The following is a 19,835-nucleotide window of genomic DNA, read 5'->3' on the forward strand; positions in this document are numbered from 1 at the left end:
CCAGCAAGAGGTAGACCATGGAAATCATCAATGCCCGTCTGCGGCACTCGTCCGACCTCCATACCCTGACCATCACCAACGGCGTCTTTTCGGCCATAAGGGTTCAGGGCAGCCGACTCTCCGCTGACGGAGGACAGGTCGATGCCGGGGGGAAGCTGCTCTGTGCCCCTTTCGTGGAGCCGCATATCCACCTGGATGCCGCGATGACGGCCGGTGAGCCCAACTGGAACCAGACCGGCACGCTGTTCGAAGGCATCGAGCGCTGGAGTGAACGCAAGCCGATGCTGACCGAGGCGGATATCCGCCGGCGCGTGCAGCAGACGGTGACACTGCTCATCGAGAACGGCGTGCAGCATATCCGCACCCACGCCGATATCACGGACCCCAGCCTGATCGGCCTGCGTACCCTGTGTGCCATGCGCGACGAGCTCAAGGACCGGGTAGAGATCCAGGTGGTCGCCTTCCCCCAGGAGGGCCTGCTCTCCTTCGCCGGTGGTCTGGCGCTGATGGAAGAGGCGCTGGAGATCGGTGCCGACGTGATTGGCGGGATTCCCCACTTCGAGTACACCCGTGAGCTGGGCGAGGCCTCCATGAAGAAGGTCATCGAACTGGCGATCAAGTACGACAGGCTGGTGGATGTCCATTGCGACGAGATCGACGACCCGAACTCGCGCTTCCTCGAGGTGCTCGCCGCCGAGGCGCTCTTCAATGACCTGGGGCCCAGGGTCACGGCCAGTCATACCACTGCCATGGGCTCCTATGACAACGCCTACTGCTCTCGACTGTTCCGGTTGCTGAAGCGCTCTGGAATCAACTTCATCTCCTGCCCGACGGAAAGCATCCATCTGCAGGGGCGGTTCGACAGCTATCCCAAGCGGCGCGGCCTGACCCGCGTCAAGGAGCTGGACGAGGCGGGTATCAACGTCTGCTTCGCCGAAGACTCGATCTGTGACCCCTGGTACTCCCTGGGTAACGGCAAGCTGCTGAGGACGCTCGATTTCGGGCTGCACATCTGCCACATGATGGGCTATCAGGACTTCAGTCGCTCACTCGACCTGATCACCGACAACGGCGCCCGGACCCTGAACATCAGCGCGCGCTACGGCATCGAGGTGGGCAGGCCGGGCAACTTCATCCTGCTGGATGGGGAAGATGACTACAGCGTGGTGCGCAAGCAGGGCGAGGTGCTGATGTCGGTTCGTCAGGGGCGCATCCTGATGCAGCGGGTGCCAGCGCAGGTCGTCCCGACGGGTGAACCCCGTGACACCCGACGCGCGGTTGCCGAGCTGGCCTGAGCCAAATGGCCATGGAGGGAGCTTGTCCGTGGCCATTCAAGAATGAAAGGGGTCTTGTCCACCTTGATGACAGACGGCTCCCGGCGTTGGATCAGCCGAGATCATGGCCGCTGAGCTTGTCGTGAAGTAGTTCCTGAAAAAGCCGGGAGCTGGGAGTGGCGTAAGCGCAGCTCCAGGCGGCAATGGTTTCAACGGAGTAATCATCCCGATCCAATGGAACAATGGCGATGTCATCACGTTGGAAACGTTTGATGCAGTCAGAATACAAGGAGACGCCCATGTTGGCTGCTACCAGGCCAAAGATACCGCTGCTGGTACTGGCCTCCTGTACCACCTGGGGAGTAAAGCCGGCGTTCATGCAGATCGTGAATATATAGTGGCGAAACTCACTCCAGCCACTTTCCGTGCCGAGAATGAACTTCTCGTCAGCCAGCTCCTTGAGGCTCAGCTGCTTTCTCCCGGCCAGGCGGTGGCGCTTGGGAAGAATGACCACGATGCGCTCGAGGGCCGCACGAAAGGTATCTATGCCATCAAGTGCCAGTGGGCCAATGAGAAAGCCCACATCGATCTCATGATCCAGCAGCGCCTTGTGCTGAGTGTGTGATGGCATATAGACAAGGTCTACAGAGATATCGGGATACTTCTCCTTGAAGGTGTCCAGGATGCTGGGCAGTACGCCATTGATGGAAAAGTCGTTATAGGCAATGGAGAGATGGCCGATATCGCCGCTGGCGGCCTGCTGAGCAAGATGGGTGGCCCGCTCCAGGTGGGTGATGGCTTGCTGGCACTCCTCCATGAAGAGCTTGCCAGCCATGGTCAGCTCTACCTGCCGGGTTGTTCTTAAGAAAAGTTCGGCCCCGATGCTCTCTTCCAAGCCCTTGATAAGGCGGCTGAGGGCGGGCTGTGTGATGCACAGTGTCTCCGCAGCCTGCTTGAAATGCAGGGTGCTGGCGACGGCGAGAAAGGCCCTCACCTGGCGTAGATCGAATCGTATATTCATGCGCTCACCGGCAATAATCTTTGTGGAAACGGCATTAGACGTAATGAGTGATAGATTCTAGGATTTCAGATGTCAAGTCGTGATTATATGGCCTCTAAGCTGGTTCCATGGCCTGGGGAGTAACAGGGAATTATACCACGATGACGGCTCAAGACCTTGGCGATGTATCAGGCCATTGGCTTGCTGTCTGTAGCTTGATCAAACAATTATTGTGAGGTGCAAGATGGCTCGTATTGGAGGAGATGTCGGAGGGACCAACACCGATATCATTCTGGAGACTTTCTCTTCTGATTCCGTAGGCGCTGGAACCTTCCGGCACAAGGTGCCGAGTACGACGCAGGACCAGTCGATAGGCGTTCTGCAAGGTGTTCTGGAGGTATGTGACAAGGCAGGAATCCAGAGGAGTGAGGTCAGCACTATCGTGCACGGCACAACCGTGGCGACGAATATCTCCATAGAACACAACGGGGCCGAAGTGGGCATGCTGACCACCAAGGGCTTCAGGGATATTCTCCATATCGGCAGGCACAAGCGGCCTCACAACTTTTCCCTCCACTTTGATGTTCCCTGGCAATCCAATCCGCTGGTGAAGCGACGGCACCGAATTCCCATTTCCGAGCGAATCCTGCCCCCCTCCGGTGAGGTGGAAGTGCCCCTCGATGAAGAAGAGGTCCGGCAGGCAGCCAGAAAATTCAAGGACGCAGGGATCAAGTCGGTAATTGTCGGTTTTCTCTTCTCCTTTCTCAACAAGGACCATGAGCTCAGGGCGAAAGAGATCGTACTGGAAGAGATGCCGGACGCTTATGTGTGTTGCTCATGTGAAGTTGTAGATGCCATGAGGGAATACGAGCGGTTTTCCACCACCGCGATGAACGCCTATGTAGGTCCCAAGACATCAATGTACCTGAATAATCTCGAGCGTCAGCTCAAGGAGCATGGCATTGATGCTGACTTGAGAATCATTCAATCCAATGGCGGGCTAGCGACAGTAGATAGCTGCTGTGAGAAGCCGGTAAATATTCTGATGTCAGGGCCGGCCGGCGGTGTTATCGGTGGAAGCTTCTTTGCCGATCTCGATGCGGAAAAGAATATTATCACCGTGGATATCGGTGGGACCTCGGCCGATATATCTACCCTGGCAGAGGGTGATATCAAGATCATGAATCCACGGGATTCTTATGTGGCTGGGCATCCGGTGATGGTTCCCATGATTGACCTGATCACCATCGGTGCCGGCGGTGGTTCAATTGCCTATATCGATGAGGCAGGTGGTTTTCAGGTGGGACCGCGCTCGGCGGGGTCAATGCCTGGCCCGGCCTGCTATGGGCGTGGAGGGGAAGAGCCGACGGTAACAGACGCCAATATTCTTCTGGGCCGGCTGGATCCGGACCAGATGCTGGGTGGGGATCTGAAGATCGACGCTAGCCTGTCCCATAAGGCCATCAAGGAAAAGATTGCTGACCCCCTCGGAATGAGTGTCAAGGACGCTGCGCTCGGAATAATCAAGATCGTCAATAACAACATGGCACTTGCCATTCGCTCCAATTCGGTCGCCAGGGGAGTGGACCCCAGGGAGTTCATGCTGATGCCATTCGGAGGGGCTGGGCCCGTTCATGGCCCAGCACTGGCAGAGGAAGTGAATGCAAAAGGCGTGATCGCCCCTCCTGCACCTGGCATCACGTCAGCCGCCGGGCTGTTGACCACCAGCCTTCAGTACGAGGTGACGAGGTCATATCTGTGCGAACTGACCTCAATTCGTGGCAATCAGTTCGAGGTGCTTCAGTCGCTGCTCAAGGATCTTGATGACGAGGCCACAAACAAGCTGATCAAGGATGGTGTGGAGCCTTCTCACATCAGACTGACTCGGTTTGCCGAGTGTCGCTATCATGGCCAAGGCTTCGAGCTTCGAGCCGAAATACCAGACGGTGAACTGAGCAGCGATTCGATTCAACAAGTGATCGAGAATTTCCACCGGCAGCATGATACCGATTACGGCTATCGATACGATGAGGCTGAAGTCGAGCTCGTGACACTTCGTGTCGTCGGCGAGTCTGCCTCAAGAATTCTGGAATGGAAGGAGCTGGCGCCAGCCGAAGGCAACAGTCTTGAAGAAGCTTTCATGTATGAAAGAGAAACCACGTTTGACGCTGGTCAAACTCTCATTACGCCTCGCTACGACCGAAGCAAACTCATGAGGGGCCATGTTATTTCCGGTCCTGCACTGATCATGCAGGATGACTCCACGTCTCTAGTGCCGCCGGGGTGGAGCGCATCTGTATCAAGATTCGGAAATCTGATGATCTCGAAATCCAGCTAAGGCAGAGAGGGTAGCAAGATGGAAAACAAGAAAGTTGACCCTATCACCATGCAAGTGATAAGTGGCGCACTGGACACCATTGCCGAAGAAATGGGGCATGTTCTCTACAGGATGTCGTTCTCTTCGATCATTCGGGAGTCACAGGACCTGGGTGCCGGCCTGTTTGATAAAGACTATCAGACGATCTGTGAGTCAGAGTCGACGCCAATGCACATCGGGTCAATCCCGGCTTACCTGAGAGGCGTCGAGCAGACCCTCCAGGGCGGCGAGTGGCATGAGGGGGATGTGGTTGTTCATAATCATCCATACTACGGTTCAAGTCATACTCCGGACCTGGCGATCATTATCCCGATTTTTTATCAAGGAGAGCTGGTCGGGTTCTCTGCCAATACGGCTCACCATATCGATATTGGTGCCGCAACGCCTGGGCTTATCATCGATGTGGGCGATGTCTATGCAGAAGGGATGCTGTTTGCAGGCCTGAAGCTTTATGAGAAGGGCCAGAAGAACGAAGGCCTTGCGAAGATGATCACGGCTAACAGCCGGGCCTCTGTGCAGCTGATGCGAGATATCGAGGCTCAGATAGCCTCGGCCCAGCTCGGGGTCAGACGGTTTCAGCAGCTGCTTGATAAGTATGGGAAAGAGTTCACATTCTCGGCCATTTACCAGCTGATGGACTACTCCGAGAAAATGCTGAGAAACAAGATTGCCGAGATACCCGACGGTGAGTACAGGGCAGAAGGGTTTCTTGACGACGATGGAAGAAACCGTGAGGTGCAGCTGCCCGTCGTGGTAACGGTAAAGGTCAAGGGAGATTCCGTGACCGTCGATCTGACAGGGTCAGCCGATCAGACGCCTACCGCATACAATGTTCCTTTCGAAGGCTCCTGCAAGGTGGCGGCCTATGCCGGTTTCAGGAAGTTGCTTCTTGACGCCAGCAAGCTGGAAGTTCCCATTCCGTCGAATGAGGGTTCCTTTCGACCCATTGATGTCTTCGCACCAGAGGGCACCATATTCAACCCCATTTTCCCGGCAGCCGCTGAGGCGCGCTTTACGCAGTGTAATATGATGATCGACCTGATCATCAAGGCGTTGGCTCCGGTTCTTCCTGACCAGACCATCGCTGGAAGTTCCGCTGCCATTTCCTTTGCCTCCTATGCCGGCGTGAAGGACGATGGGAATTACTGGGTCTTCCTCGAAGTCAACGAGGGCGCCTATGGTGGACGACCCCACTCTGACGGCCCGGACTCGATCGATAACCTGATGGCGAATACCCGGAATAATCCCATCGAGGACCTGGGCATGCATCTGCCAATGATCTGTGATCGGTACGAGCTGCGCGATGATGTCATGCCTGGTGCAGGAAAGTACCGGGGCGGTATCGGTGTTGTCAAAGCCCAGCGCGTTCTGACGCCAGGCTTCATCACACACGAAAGTGAGCGACATACCCATGTTCCCTGGGGAGCCTTCGGTGGATCGGAGGGGGCCGTTGGAAAATGTGACATTTACAACTACGACTCCAAGGGAGAGGTCAAGAGCATGCCCTCCAAGTTCTCCGGGTATGCCACCAAGGCCAATGATGTCATGGCATTCTATGCTCCCTGTGGTGGAGGGTATGGCAACCCCCTGGAGCGCCCCCCTGAACAGGTGAGGGAAGACGTTCTTGATGATTTCTGTACCGTAGAACACGCCTATGAGGCCTATGGTGTCGTACTCGACAAGAACCTCGAGATCGATCGATTAGCAACGGCCGCGAGGCGCAGTGAAATGGGGGGCTGAGACCACCAGAAAACAGGGGTGAAGGGTCACTTCTCACCCCTGTTTCCTTTCCCGACGAACAATCTCAATATCTCAAGGGTAAACCCATGACTACATCAGATACTGGTGTTGCCAGCAGCTCTTTGTCAAAAGAGTCTGAAAAGAATCATCTCCTGGAAGAATCCATACTTCCCGTTTCCAATAATCAGAGGCCGATTAGCGCCCTCGGATTCGTATGGATCTGGGTGGGTATCGCTGTAATGATTGCCACCTTTCAGCTAGGCGCCAATGGCATTACCGGTGTGCCACTCGCGAATGTTGTGCTGATAATTTTCTTTGCCAATGTGGTGCTGGCCTTGTTGATGCTGTTGACCGCTGACATAGGGACCGAGCATGGGCTATCATTCTCTGTCTACTTGAGAGCTCCCTTCGGTGTCTACGGCACCCACTTCCCATCTGTGTTTCGCGGTATCGTGGCAGCCATCTGGTTCGGCATTCAAACTTATCTCGGGGCATTGGCGCTAAACGGTATCTTTGAGTATCTGACCGGTTTCTCAAGCTGGGCCCTTTGGTATGTTGTTTTTGCTGCTGTTCAGGTGGCCAATACGGCGATGGGCATCAAGGCGGTCGAACGACTCGCCGCTATTGCGGCCCCTGCCATTCTGGCGATTTCTATCTGGATGTACTTTACGCTAGATGTTCTTGCACAAACTCAAGGTATCAATATATGGAGGTTTGTCGGCGATCAGAATATAACGGTTCTCACTCTCTTTCTCGCCAATGTGGCGTTCTGGTCTACCTTGGCCATTGATATTCCTAACATTACGCGCTTTGTAAAATCTCCCTCTGGCGAAAGGCGTTTCTTTCATCGTAACAAGAATGTACTGCTGGCGCAGCTGCTTGCGCTTCCCGCCACTCAAGCCTGGATCGCCTTGATCGGTGCCGTATCCTTTATTGCCGCAGGTGACTGGAACCCTGTCACCGTCATCCAGGGGCAGGGTGAGGGCCTGAGCCTGATTATTCTCCTGGTTCTCGTAATACTTGCGCAATGGTCCACCAACAATGCGGCCAACCTGATCCCTGCGGCGCTCGCCTTTGTCAATGCTGGAGCACCCAGGGTGTCCTATCCTGTTGCGGTGGCCATGGCCGCAGTAGGGGGTACGCTGTTCATGCCCTGGAAGATTCTTGATAACCTTTTCACCTTCCTTTTCTCTTATGGAGCCTTTCTTTCTGCCATCGGTGGCATCATGGTGGCCGATTATTATCTTCTCAGGAAAAGGCGCCTGAACGTACCCGAGCTTTATCGGGAGGGCGGCCAGTTCTATTACTTCAAGGGATTCAATCCGGCAGGCATCATTGCGTGGGCGGTGGCGGGCACTGTGGCCTTCTATTCGTCGCAGTGGGCATTTGTCTTCGGTTTCCTGTTGGGTGCGCTGATTTACTTCGCCATCATGCGGCTGTTCGTGATGAAGCGGTTTACACAGGTTGAGTGTTCCGCGGCTGATGGCGATAACTACCTAGGAACCACCGTGGGTTATAACTGGGTTTATGAGCGGGAAACGCGAGCCTTCAAGCGAGTCCAATCCAGTGAACTGGAAAAAGGGATTTCTCGCGAGGACCTATAAGCTTTCTCGATGCCGGTCAGGACGCATTGTTGATCTGAGCGGCATCAATCTTCCCAAAAATGTAATTAGACGGCATCAAACGGTATGGTTAATCTTCAAGTTGCCAACGGCACAAGACTTATAAGTGCATTCAACCAGGCAACAAGTTTCTTTTATCTGGAGCAAATGAAATGTCCCAAGATCTGATGGCAATGCTGACCCAGGCTTTCGACGAATCTACCAAGCTTTATCAGGAGCGTGGCTTTCAACGCCGTGTCGGTTTCGGCAAGAAGCCGGCGCTGGTGAGTGTGGATCTCGCCAACGCCTGGACCCGTCCGGGTAATCCCTTCACCTGCGACCAGGAGAAGATGGATAACGAGATCATTCCCGGCATGCAGCGGCTCCTCAAGGCATTCCGCGCCGCGAAGCTGCCGGTCATCCACGTGACGACGGCCTACGAGATCACCGATCGCAACGCGCCCTTCACCGATATGGGCCTGTGGCACAACAAGATCCCCGTCGATGTCGTCGATCTTGCCGACAAGGAGCTGTGGGCCATCGATTCGCGCATCGCCCCGGTCGAGGGTGAATATACGCTGCTGAAGAAGCGTGCCTCGTCCTTCCACGGCACCGAACTCGCCGGCATCCTGCGGGCCAACGGCGTCGACACCATCCTCGTGACCGGTGTGACGGCCTGCGCCTGTGTGCGCCAGACGATCTGTGACGGCATTGCCGACGGTTTCCGTCCCATCGCGGTCAAGGAGTGCATCGGCGATCGTGTGCCGGGAGCCGTCGCCTGGAACCTGTTCGATATCGATGCCAAGTTCGGGGATGTCGAGTCCGTCGATCGCTGCATCGACTACATCGAGACCATCGCCCAGTCCCAATCCTGAGCCTTTCCTCGGCTCTTCGAACAGGCAGCGAGCCCCGCGGGCTCGCTGCCTGCTTTCTGTGCTTGGCGGGTTGGCTGCACGACAAAGTATGCTGGCAGCCGGAACCGGACCCTCAGGCGGTAATGCGATGCTGGCAGGCATGACCCTCAATCCTTCCCCTCAAGGCGAGCCCCTCTCCGTGGGCTTCGTCCTGCTGCACCGCTTCACCCTACTGCCCTTCGCCGCCTTCGTCGACTGCCTGCGGCTGGCCGCCGACGAGGGGGACCGCAGCCGCCCGCTGCACTGTCATTGGACCTTCATGACCAGCACCGGCCAGGAGGCCGTCTCCAGCTGTGGCGCTGCCATTTCCCCCTGCCTGTCGTTTCGGGAGCCCGCCGAGTTCGACTACATCGTGGTGATCGGTGGCGTTCAGGACGAGCGCGACCGGGCGGATACCACGGCCCTGGCCTACCTGCGCCAGGCGGCCAGCGCCGGGGTACCGCTGGTGGGGCTGTGCACCGGGGTCTTCGCCCTGATCCAGGCGGGGCTGATGACGGGGCGGCGCTGCTGCGTCAGCTGGTACCACCACCGCGACATGGTGCAGCGCTTTCCGGCCATCCAGCCGGTGGCCGACCGCCTCTACATCGACGACGGCGACCGGCTCACCTGTGCGGGCGGCGCGGCGGCGGCCGATCTGGCCGCCTATCTGGTCGAGCGCCACCTGGGCAAGGCCTGGGCCATGAAGAGCCTGCATATCATGCTGCTCGACGAGGCTCGTGCCGGCACCCAGCCCCAGCCGCAGCCGGTGGTGTTCGGCAAGATCGAGGATCGTCTGGTGCGCCGCGCCATCGCCGTGCTCGAGCAGCACCTGGGCGAGGCGATCTCCATGGAGGCGCTGGCCGAGCGGGTCGGCACCTCGCGGCGCAACCTGGAGCGCCGCTTTCAGGAAACCCTGGGCGTGGGGCCCCAGAAGTTCGCCCGGGACCTGCGTCTGCGCTACGGCGTATGGCTGCTGCACTACACCGGCAAGAGCATCACCGAGATCGGCGAGCGCTGCGGCTTTGCCGATACCGCCCACTTCTCACGCCACTTCCGCAGCGCCTTCGGCATGCCGCCGTCGGAGATGCGCAAGCGCGCCGGTGAGCCGGGCGGCGATCGCGTCGACCCCTTCTTCCTGCATATCGAGGGCCGTCCGGCGCTCTGATCTTCTCATGGCGGATCAGCCGCCTTCCCCAGTGTCACGGTGAGTGCCATGTCTCCCGCGTGAGGCGCCCCCGTGCCCGCGCAGGCAGGCTTTCGGGATTCCCGCTCGGCCCGGGCGTTCCGGAAGTCTGTCGCATCTGTTCAATTCTTGTCTTCCTGCCTCGCCTTTAATCGGAGGGTGAGCCCGATGAGCTGCGCAGCGGTTATCTGCGCATAAGGATTTCAAATTTTTAACGCGGGCGGGTCACCGATAGATTCGAGTCATAACCTGCCTGCCACGTCACTACCGATAACAACAGGAGTCCGTCATGAACCCGATTTCTCTCGCCGCCTTCGATTCCCAGGTCGCCGCCGCCATCGCCGATGAGGTGGTACGCCAGGAGGCGCACGTCGAGCTGATCGCTTCCGAGAACTACGCCAGCCGGGCGGTGATGGAGGCTCAGGGCACCCAGCTGACCAACAAGTACGCCGAGGGCTACCCGGGCAAGCGCTACTACGGCGGCTGCGAGCACGTCGACGTGGTGGAGCAGCTGGCCATCGACCGCGCCTGCGACCTGTTCGGCGCCGACTACGCCAACGTCCAGCCGCACTCCGGCGCCCAGGCCAACGCCGCGGCCTTCATGGCCCTGGTCAAGCCGGGCGACACCGTGCTGGGCATGAGCCTGGCCCACGGTGGCCACCTGACCCACGGGGCGGCGCCGAACTTCTCCGGCAAGCACTACCACGCCGTGCAGTACGGCCTGAACCCGGAGACCGGCGAGATCGACTACGAGGAGGTCGAGCGCCTGGCGCGCAGCCACAAGCCCAAGCTGATCATCGCCGGCTTCTCCGCCTACGCCCGGGTCGTCGACTGGCGCCGCTTCCGCGCCATCGCCGACGAGGTGGGCGCCTGGTTCATGGTCGACATGGCCCACGTGGCGGGCCTGGTCGCTGCCGGCCTCTACCCGAGCCCGCTGCCCCACGCCCACGTGGTCACCACCACCACCCACAAGACCCTGCGCGGCCCCCGCGGCGGCCTGATCCTCTCCGCCCACGGCGATGCGGACCTCTACAAGAAGCTCAATGGCGCGGTCTTCCCGGGCCAGCAGGGCGGTCCGCTGATGCACGTCATCGCCGCCAAGGCGGTGGCCTTCAAGGAGGCCATGAGCCAGGCGTTCGTGCAGTACCAGCAGCGGGTGATCGACAACGCCCGGGCCATGGCCGGGGTGTTCGTGGAGCGCGGCTATGACGTCGTCTCCGGCGGCACCGACGACCACCTCTTCCTGGTTTCGCTGATCAAGCAGGGTGTGACCGGCAAGGACGCCGATGCGGCGCTGGGCCGCGCCCATATCACCGTCAACAAGAACGCCGTGCCCAACGACCCCCAGAGCCCCTTCGTCACCTCCGGCCTGCGCATCGGCACCCCGGCGGTGACCACCCGCGGCTTCGATGCGGCCGAGTGCACCGAGCTGGCCGGCTGGATCTGCGACATCCTCGATGTGCTGGCCGAGCAGCGCAACAGCGATGCCGTGGAGGCCGAGGTGCGCGAGAAGGTCGCCGCGCTCTGCGAGCGCCATCCGGTCTACGCCACCGCCTCCAGCGAAGCCCCGGCACGCGAAACCGCCACCGCCTGAACCCCGTGGAACCGGCCCCGTTCGGCGGGGCCGGTCGAGGAGAGACGAGATGCAACGCTATTCAGGATTCGGGCTGGCCAAGCACGCGCTCAGCCACCATGAGAACTGGGAGCGCCAGTGGCGCAATCCCACGCCGAAGAAGCAGTACGACGTGATCATCGTCGGCGGCGGCGGCCACGGCCTGGCCACCGCCTACTACCTGGCCAAGGAGCACGGCATCACCAATGTGGCGGTGGTCGAGAAGGGCTGGCTGGGCGGCGGTAATACGGCTCGTAATACGACTATCGTGCGCTCGAACTATTTATGGGACGAGTCGGCGGCGCTCTACGAGCACGCCATGAAGCTGTGGGAGGGGCTCTCCCAGGACCTCAACTACAACGTCATGTTCTCCCAGCGCGGCGTGATGAACCTGGGCCACACCCTGCAGGACATGCGTGACATCCAGCGCCGAGTCAACGCCAACCGCCTGAACGGCATCGACGGCGAGGTGCTCACCCCGGCGCAGATCCAGGAGATCGTGCCGATCATGGACTGCTCGAAGAATGCCCGCTACCCGATCCTCGGCGCCTCCTGGCAGCCGCGGGCCGGCGTGGCGCGCCACGACGCCGTGGCCTGGGGCTATGCCCGGGCCGCCGACGCCCTCGGCGTCGACCTGCTGCAGAACACCGAGGTGACCGGCTTCAAGATCCGCGACGGCCGCGTCTACGGGGTGCACACCAACCGCGGCGACATCGAGGCGAAGACCGTGGGCTGCGTGGCGGCGGGCAACTCCGGCGTGCTCGCCGGGATGGCCGGCTTCCGACTGCCGCTCGAGTCCCACCCGCTGCAGGCGCTGGTCTCCGAGCCGCTCAAGCCGATTCTCGATACGGTGGTGATGTCCAACCACGTGCACGGCTACATCAGCCAGACCGACAAGGGCGACCTGGTGATCGGCGCCGGCATCGACGGCTACAACGGCTACGGCCAGCGCGGCAGCTACCCCACCGTGGAGCACACCCTGCAGGCCATCGTCGAGATGTTCCCGATCTTCTCCCGGGTGCGCATGAACCGCCAGTGGGGCGGCATCGTCGACACCTGCCCGGACGCCTGCCCGATCCTCTCCGCCACGCCGGTGAAGGGGCTCTTCTTCAACTGCGGCTGGGGCACCGGCGGCTTCAAGGCCACCCCCGGCTCCGGCCACGTGTTCGCCTGGACCCTGGCCAAGAATCAGGCCCACCCCCTCGCGGCCCCGTTCTCCATCGACCGTTTCCACACCGGTGCTCTCGTCGACGAGCACGGTGCGGCCGGCGTGGCTCACTAAGGAGGCAATCCCATGTTTCTTATCTACTGCCCCCACTGCGAGGAGCACCGCGAGGAAGAGGAGTTCCGTCCCAAGGGCCAGGCGCACATCGCGCGCCCCGCGGAGCCCGAGGCCTGCTCCGACAAGGAGTGGGGTGACTACCTCTTCTTCCGTGACAATCCGCGCGGCATTCACCACGAGCTGTGGGTGCACGCCGTCGGCTGTCGCAAGTTCTTCAACATCACGCGTAATACCGTGAGCTACGAGATCCTCGAGAGCTACAAGGTCGGCGAGCGGCCGCGCTTCACCGCCGAGCATCCCGATGGCCGGCCGACCGAGGCCGCCGAGAGCGTCGCCCCCAGGGCGGAAGTGGTCGAGCGCAAGGAAGGAGTCAAGGCATGAGCCAGTCGTCCAATCAGCCGAATCGCCTCAACGAGGGCGGGCGCATCGATCGCTCCCGCCGGCTTACCTTCACCTTCAACGGCAAGCGCTATCAGGGCTATGCCGGTGACACCCTGGCCTCGGCGCTGCTTGCCAACGGGGTAGATATCGTCAACCGCAGCTTCAAGTATGCGCGCGCCCGGGGCATCGTCGCCGCCGGCGCCGAGGAGCCCAATGCGCTGGTCCAGCTGGGCAGCAGCGAGGCGGCCCAGGTGCCCAACGTGCGCGCCACCCAGCAGGCGCTGTTCGACGGCCTGGTGGCGCGCAGCACCAACGGCTGGCCCAACGTCCAGCGCGACGCCATGAGCCTGGTGGGCAAGCTGGGCGGTCGCTTCATGCCGCCGGGCTTCTACTACAAGACCTTCATGGCCCCGGCCTCCATGTGGATGACCTATGAGAAGTTCATCCGCAAGGGCGCGGGCCTGGGCCGCAGCCCCATAGAGTCCGACCCGGATACCTATGACCACCTCAACCAGCACTGCGACCTGCTGGTGATCGGCGCCGGCCCCGCTGGCCTTGCCGCGGCGCTGACCGCCGCGCGCGGCGGCGCCCGGGTGATCCTCTGTGACGAACAGGAGGAGCTGGGCGGCTCGCTGCTGGACAGCCGCGAGCTGCTCGACCATCAGCCCGCCGCCCAGTGGGTGCAGCGCGTGGTAGAGGAGCTCGCCGGGCTCGACAACGTCACCCTGCTGCCGCGCACCACCGCCAACGGCTACCACGACCATCATTTCGTGACCCTGCACGAGCGGCGCACCGAGCACCTCGGCGAGACCGCGCCGCTGGTCGACGGCGTCCGCCCCTCCCGGTCGCGGATGCATCGCGTGCGCGCCGGCCAGGTGCTGCTGGCCACCGGTGCCCACGAGCGGCCGCTGGTCTACGCCGGCAACGACGTGCCGGGCAACCTGCTGGCCGGCGCCGTCTCCACCTATATCCGCCGCTACGGCGTGGTGCCGGGCAACCGGCTGGTGCTCTCCACCAGCAACGACCATGCCTATCGCGCCGCCCTGGACTGGGATGACGCCGGCCGCGAGGTGGTGGCCATCGTCGATGCGCGCCAGGCGCCGGACGGCGAGCTGGTGGAGCAGGCCCGCGCCCGCGGCATTCGCATCATCGAAGGTGCCGCAGTGATCGAGGCCAAGGGCGGCAGCCGCGTCAGCGGCGCCCGCGTGGCCACCATCGATGCCCAGGCCTTCAAGGTGACCGGCCAGGCCGAGACCCTGGCCTGCGACACCATCGCCAGCTCCGGCGGCTACAGCCCGGTGATCCACCTGGCCTCCCACACCGGTGCCCGGCCGACCTGGAACGACGAGATCCTCGGCTTCGTACCCAGCCTGGTGAAGGGCGTGCACGCCGCCGGCAGCGCCCGGGGGATCCACGACCTGGCCGAGGGGCTGGCCGACGGCGTGGCCAGGGCGTGCGAGGCGCTGGCCGCGCTGGGCCGCACGGCCAGCACCATCGAGCTGCCCCAGGTCGACGCCTGCCGCGAGGGCAAGGCCTGTGCGCTCTATCAGGTGCCCCACGAGAAGCCCACCCTGCGTGCGCCCAAGCAGTTCGTCGACCTGCAGAACGACGTCACCGCGGCGGCCATCGAGCTGGCCACCCGCGAGGGCTTCGAGTCCATCGAGCACGTCAAGCGCTACACCGCCATGGGCTTCGGCACCGACCAGGGCAAGCTCGGCAACATCAACGGCATGGCCATTGCCGCGCGCTGCCTGAACAGGTCGATCCCCGAGGTGGGCACTACGGTGTTCCGGCCCAACTATACCCCGGTGACCTTCGGCGCCATCGCCGGCCGCCACTGCCGCGACCTCTTCGACCCCGAGCGCTACACCGCCCTGCACCAGTGGCACGTGGAGAACGGCGCCGAGTTCGAGGACGTGGGCCAGTGGAAGCGCCCCTGGTACTTTCCACAAGTACGCCCCGACGCCGCGAACGGCGAACGCGAGAGCATGGCGGAGGCGGTGGCCCGCGAGTGCCTGGCGGTGCGCGAGAAGGTCGGGATCCTCGACGCCTCGACGCTCGGCAAGATCGACATCCAGGGGCCAGACGCCCGTGAGTTCCTGGGCCGTATCTATACCAACAAGTGGGAGAAGCTGGCCGTCGGCAAGTGCCGCTACGGGCTGATGTGTCGCGACGACGGCATGCTGATGGATGACGGCACCACCAGCTGCCTGGGCGAGAACCACTTCCTGATGACCACCACCACCGGCGGCGCCGCGGGGGTCATGGAGTGGCTCGAGCTGTGGCACCAGACCGAGTGGCCCGAGCTCGACGTCACCTTCACCTCGGTGACCGACCACTGGGCGACCATGACGGTGACCGGGCCCGAGGCGCGCAAGCTCCTCGCCGAGATCACCGACATCGACCTCGATCGCGAGAAGTTCAAGTTCATGGACTGGCGCGAGGGCAGGGTGGCCGACGTGCCGGCGCGGGTCTTCCGCATCTCCTTCACCGGCGAGCTCGCCTACGAGATCAACGTCCAGGCCAACTACGCCCTGCACGTCTGGAAGACCCTGTTCAAGCACGGCGAGAAGTACGGCCTGACCCCCTATGGCACCGAGACCATGCACGTCCTGCGCGCCGAGAAGGGCTTCATCATCGCCGGCCAGGAGAGCGACGGCTCGGTGACCCCGGAGGACCTCGGCATGCAGTGGGCCGTCGGCTACGACAAGCCCTACTCCTGGGTGGGCAAGCGGGCGCTGTCGCGCTCCGATACCCGCCGCGTCGACCGCAAGCAGCTGGTGGGCCTGAAGCCCAGAGATCCGTCGGTGGTACTGGAGGAGGGGGCCCAGATCGTCTTCGACCCGGACCATGCCATCCCGATGCCCATGGTGGGCCACGTGACCTCCAGCTACTACAGCCCGACCCTGAAGAGCGGCTTTGCCCTCGCCGTGGTCAAGGGGGGACATCAGCGCCTGGGCGAGACCGTCTACCTGCCCATGGCCGATGGCAAGACCCACGCCGCGGAAATCGTCAGCCCGATCTTCTACGACCCCAAGGGAGAGCGCCAGCATGTCTGAGCAAACTGCCACCTGGTTCAACCACTACGACGCCCGTCCCGAGGTTGAGGTGCCGGCGGAGTCGCCGCTGGCCTGGTCCTACCACAAGAGTGGCCGCCCGGCGGTCAGCCAGAAGAGCCGAGTGGTGCTGCGCGAACGCGCCATGCTCGGCCACCTGATCCTGCGCGGCGGCGCCATTGTCCTCGACGAGGCCGTCCGCGGGGTGCTCGGCTTCGGCCTGCCGGGGCGCCCCAACACCCTGACCCAGGACGAGGGCGGCGAGCGCTCGATCCAGTGGCTCTCGCCGGACGAGTGGCTGCTGATCGTCCCCGGCGGCGAGGAGTTCGCCCTGGAGGGCAGGCTGCGCGAGGCCCTGGGCGACGCCCGCGATACCTCTGTCAAAAACTACGCCATCGTCAACGTCAGCGGCGGCCAGACCCTGCTCGAGCTCGAGGGCGAGATGGCCCGGGAGCTTCTGATGAAGTCGACGCCCTACGACGTCCACCCGGATGCCTTCCCGGTGGGTAAGGGCGTCACCACGGTGTTCGCCAAGGCCAACCTGATCCTGCGCCGCCCCAGCGAGGAACGCTGGGAACTGGTGCTGCGGCGCAGCTTCGCCGACTACTGCTACCGCTGGATCCTGGATGCGGGCAGCGAATACGCCATCGGCGTTGAACGTTGAGAAGAGGAAGGATGATGACCAACAAGATCAAGCTGTTGCGTGACGCCCAGCCGGACGTGCTGCTGGACGCCAGCTCCTGGGAAAAGCTCTCCGGCGACCCCCACACCGTCAACCTCAATGCCTATGCGTCCGAGGACGGCACCAAGACGATGGGCACCTTGATCTGCACGCCGGGCCGGTGGGCGGTCAACTATACCAAGTGGGAGTACTGCGATTTTCGCGAGGGGTACTGCGTGCTCACGCCGGAGGGCGGCGAGCCGATTCACCTGAAGGCCGGCGACATCTTCATCGTCGAGCCCGGCTTCAAGGGCACCTGGGAAGTCGTCGAGACCGTTCGCAAGTATTTCGTGTTCGCCTGAGCCAGCGTCGCGCCGAGCCAGACGCTCGGCGCGACAAACAGAGGAGAGAGGATGATGGGGCCCAAGGAAAGCAACTGGATTCTGGTGGCTCAATGTCCGAGCCGGCTGGGCACCGTGGACGTGGTGACCCGCTTCCTCAAGGAGAGCCGCTGCTATATCACCGAGCAGCACTCCTTCGATGACCGCCAGGGCGGCGGCTTCTTCATCCGCACCGAGTTTCGTCCCGAGGCGGAAGGGTTCGATCGGGTGGCCTTCGAGGCCGGCTTCGCCGAGCGCGCCGCCGAGTTCGACATGACCTTCGAGCTGACCGCCCCGGGCACCCGAATGCCGGTGGTGATCATGGTCTCCAGGGCCGATCACTGCCTGAACGACCTGCTCTATCGCTATCGCATCGGCCAGCTGCCGATCGACATTTGCGCCATCGTCTCCAACCACCCGGACCTTGCCTCCCTGGCGGAGTGGCACGGCATCGCCTATCACCACTTTCCCATCACGCCGGAGAGCAAGGCCGAGCAGGAGGCGAAGGTGTGGGTGGTGGTCGAGGAGACCGGCGCCGAGCTGGTGATCCTCGCCCGCTACATGCGGGTCCTGTCGAGCGAGATGTGCGAAAGGCTCAGCGGCCGCGCGATCAATATCCACCACTCGCTGCTGCCGGGCTTCAAGGGCGCCAAGCCCTACCACCAGGCCTACGACAAGGGCGTGAAGCTGGTCGGCGCCACCGCCCACTACATCAACGACGACCTCGACGAGGGGCCGATCATCACCCAAGGGGTCGAGTCGGTCAGCCACACCGACTACCCGGAGGACCTCGTCGCCAAGGGGCGCGATATCGAGTGCCTCACCCTGGCTCGGGCCGTCGCACTGCACGTGGAGCGCCGCGTTTTCCTGCACGCCAGTCGTACCGTGGTCTTCGACCGCTAATCCTGACAACAACAACCGTTTTCGAGAGTGACAAGCCATGGCAATCAGCGTCTTCGATCTATTCAAGATCGGCGTCGGGCCCTCGAGCTCGCATACCGTGGGGCCCATGCGGGCGGCCCATGATTTCGTCGGCGAACTCCGGGAGCGCGAGCTGCTCGAGCGCGTCTGTCGCCTCGAGGTTCAGCTGTTCGGCTCGCTCTCCGCCACCGGTATCGGCCACGCTACCGACCGGGCGGTGATCATGGGGCTGATGGGCGAGCGGCCCGATCGCATCGACCCCGCCATCATCGCTCCCTGCATCGAGGAGCTGCAGAAGTGTGGCGCCCTGCGCCTGGACGGGCGCCACAGTGTGCCCTTCCTGTGGGCACGGGATATGCAGCTGCACACCGACATCCTGCCCCACCACCCCAACGCCATGCGGCTGATCGCCCACGGCCACGCCGGCGAGCTCTACCAGAACACCTACTACTCGGTGGGCGGCGGCTTCGTCATCGATGAGGCCCAGGCCGAGCGGGGCGAGCTCGATAGCGACGCCACCGTGCTGCCCTATGACTTCCAGACGGCGGAAGAGCTGCTGCGCATGTGCCGGGAGAGCGGTCTGCGCATCAGCGAGCTGATGCTGGAGAACGAGAAGGTGTGGCGCAGCGAGGCCGAGGTGCGCGCCGAGCTGTGTCGAACCTGGCAAGCCATGAAAGCCTGCGTGGCCAAGGGGCTGGAGGCCGAAGGGGTGCTGCCCGGTGGGCTCAACGTGCGTCGGCGCGCCCGCTCCCTGCACCAGCGGCTGCTGGCGGCCGAGGAGAGCCCCTCGCTGATTGCCTCTACCATGTCGGCCATGGACTGGGTCAACCTCTATGCCCTGGCGGTCAACGAGGAGAACGCCGCCGGCGGGCGCATGGTCACCGCCCCCACCAACGGCGCGGCGGGCATCATTCCCGCGGTGCTGCACTACTACATGCAGTTCCAGCCCGGCGCCTGCGAGCGAGACGTGGTGGACTTCCTGCTCGCCGCTGGGGCGGTGGGGATCCTGTGCAAGAAGAACGCCTCCATCTCCGGCGCCGAGGTAGGGTGCCAAGGAGAAGTGGGCTCCGCCTGCGCCATGGCCGCCGCCGGCCTCGCCGAGGTGATGGGGGGCAGCGTGGGCCAGGTGGAGAACGCCGCCGAGATCGGCCTGGAGCACAACCTGGGGCTGACCTGCGACCCGGTGGGCGGGCTCGTCCAGGTGCCCTGCATCGAGCGCAACGCCATCGCCTCGGTGAAGGCGATCAATGCCGCCCAGATGGCGCTGCGCGGTGACGGCGAGCACTTCATCTCCCTGGACAAGGTGATCCGCACCATGCGCGACACCGGGGCCGACATGCAGGCCAAGTACAAGGAGACCTCGATGGGGGGGCTGGCGGTCAACGCCATCGAGTGTTGAGGGCGGGGCAGCGCTGAAAGCGTTGACGGCCGGTGCCTTCCTTTCTCGTCTACGTTATGGGAGAAACCCTGTCAG

Annotated in this window: 15 protein-coding genes; 14 read left to right on the forward strand and 1 reads right to left on the reverse strand. The window is 62.4% G+C overall.

Translation table 11 applies throughout. The annotated features are described in order from the left end of the window. Positions 1 to 17 precede the first annotated feature (17 nt). Entirely contained in the window at positions 18 to 1,295 is a 1,278-nt protein-coding gene (gene codA / locus B6N23_RS10810; RefSeq protein ID WP_305498722.1) for a cytosine deaminase, read from the forward strand. 91 nt (positions 1,296 to 1,386) lie between these two features. Here the strand turns inward: codA and B6N23_RS10815 are convergent, their stop codons facing one another. Continuing rightward, positions 1,387 to 2,295 carry a LysR substrate-binding domain-containing protein gene (locus tag B6N23_RS10815; RefSeq protein ID WP_305498725.1) on the reverse strand — a complete coding sequence of 303 codons (909 nt, stop codon included), beginning with the start codon at positions 2,293 to 2,295 and terminating at the stop codon, positions 1,387 to 1,389. A gap of 223 nt (positions 2,296 to 2,518) precedes the next feature. Between B6N23_RS10815 and B6N23_RS10820 the strand changes: the two genes are divergently transcribed. From B6N23_RS10820 to B6N23_RS10880, 13 genes are all read left to right on the forward strand, one after another. Then, the gene (locus tag B6N23_RS10820; protein ID WP_305498727.1) at positions 2,519 to 4,612 is read left to right on the forward strand and encodes a hydantoinase/oxoprolinase family protein; all 2,094 of its coding nucleotides are present in this window, start codon (positions 2,519 to 2,521) and stop codon (positions 4,610 to 4,612) included. An 18-nt stretch (positions 4,613 to 4,630) separates the two neighbouring features. After that, positions 4,631 to 6,391: a hydantoinase B/oxoprolinase family protein gene (locus tag B6N23_RS10825; protein WP_305498729.1), complete on the forward strand. Its 1,761-nt coding sequence runs from the start codon at positions 4,631 to 4,633 to the stop codon at positions 6,389 to 6,391. An 86-nt stretch (positions 6,392 to 6,477) separates the two neighbouring features. After that, the gene (locus B6N23_RS10830) at positions 6,478 to 7,995 is read left to right on the forward strand and encodes an NCS1 family transporter (protein WP_305498731.1); all 1,518 of its coding nucleotides are present in this window, start codon (positions 6,478 to 6,480) and stop codon (positions 7,993 to 7,995) included. Positions 7,996 to 8,165: 170 nt separating this feature from the next. After that, complete coding sequence (locus B6N23_RS10835) at positions 8,166 to 8,867, forward strand: isochorismatase family protein (RefSeq protein ID WP_300270446.1); 702 nt, start codon at positions 8,166 to 8,168, stop codon at positions 8,865 to 8,867. A gap of 127 nt (positions 8,868 to 8,994) precedes the next feature. Beyond that, positions 8,995 to 10,050, forward strand: coding sequence for a GlxA family transcriptional regulator (locus B6N23_RS10840; protein ID WP_305498736.1), 1,056 nt, complete (start codon positions 8,995 to 8,997; stop codon positions 10,048 to 10,050). A gap of 307 nt (positions 10,051 to 10,357) precedes the next feature. Next, complete coding sequence (glyA, locus tag B6N23_RS10845; RefSeq protein ID WP_305498738.1) at positions 10,358 to 11,662, forward strand: serine hydroxymethyltransferase; 1,305 nt, start codon at positions 10,358 to 10,360, stop codon at positions 11,660 to 11,662. 49 nt (positions 11,663 to 11,711) lie between these two features. Beyond that, entirely contained in the window at positions 11,712 to 12,962 is a 1,251-nt protein-coding gene (locus B6N23_RS10850; RefSeq protein ID WP_169956495.1) for a sarcosine oxidase subunit beta family protein, read from the forward strand. 12 nt (positions 12,963 to 12,974) lie between these two features. After that, positions 12,975 to 13,343: a sarcosine oxidase subunit delta gene (locus B6N23_RS10855; RefSeq protein WP_305498741.1), complete on the forward strand. Its 369-nt coding sequence runs from the start codon at positions 12,975 to 12,977 to the stop codon at positions 13,341 to 13,343. After that, positions 13,340 to 16,402, forward strand: a complete 3,063-nt coding sequence (locus tag B6N23_RS10860) for a sarcosine oxidase subunit alpha family protein (RefSeq protein ID WP_305498743.1) — start codon at positions 13,340 to 13,342, stop codon at positions 16,400 to 16,402. Before B6N23_RS10855 ends, B6N23_RS10860 begins: the two co-directional genes overlap by 4 nt. After that, positions 16,395 to 17,063 carry a sarcosine oxidase subunit gamma gene (locus tag B6N23_RS10865; RefSeq protein WP_305498745.1) on the forward strand — a complete coding sequence of 223 codons (669 nt, stop codon included), beginning with the start codon at positions 16,395 to 16,397 and terminating at the stop codon, positions 17,061 to 17,063. Before B6N23_RS10860 ends, B6N23_RS10865 begins: the two co-directional genes overlap by 8 nt. A 14-nt stretch (positions 17,064 to 17,077) precedes the next feature. Continuing rightward, positions 17,078 to 17,422, forward strand: coding sequence for a cupin domain-containing protein (locus tag B6N23_RS10870; RefSeq protein WP_305498747.1), 345 nt, complete (start codon positions 17,078 to 17,080; stop codon positions 17,420 to 17,422). Between the two features lie 54 nt (positions 17,423 to 17,476). Beyond that, positions 17,477 to 18,343 (forward strand): formyltetrahydrofolate deformylase, encoded by an 867-nt coding sequence (purU, locus tag B6N23_RS10875; RefSeq protein WP_305503777.1) that lies wholly within the window; start codon positions 17,477 to 17,479, stop codon positions 18,341 to 18,343. 37 nt (positions 18,344 to 18,380) lie between these two features. Next, positions 18,381 to 19,760 carry an L-serine ammonia-lyase gene (locus B6N23_RS10880; protein ID WP_305498749.1) on the forward strand — a complete coding sequence of 460 codons (1,380 nt, stop codon included), beginning with the start codon at positions 18,381 to 18,383 and terminating at the stop codon, positions 19,758 to 19,760. Positions 19,761 to 19,835 lie beyond the last annotated feature (75 nt).

The sequence above is a fragment of the Halomonas alkalicola genome, assembly GCF_030704205.1.
GTDB classification, from domain to species: domain Bacteria; phylum Pseudomonadota; class Gammaproteobacteria; order Pseudomonadales; family Halomonadaceae; genus Halomonas; species Halomonas alkalicola.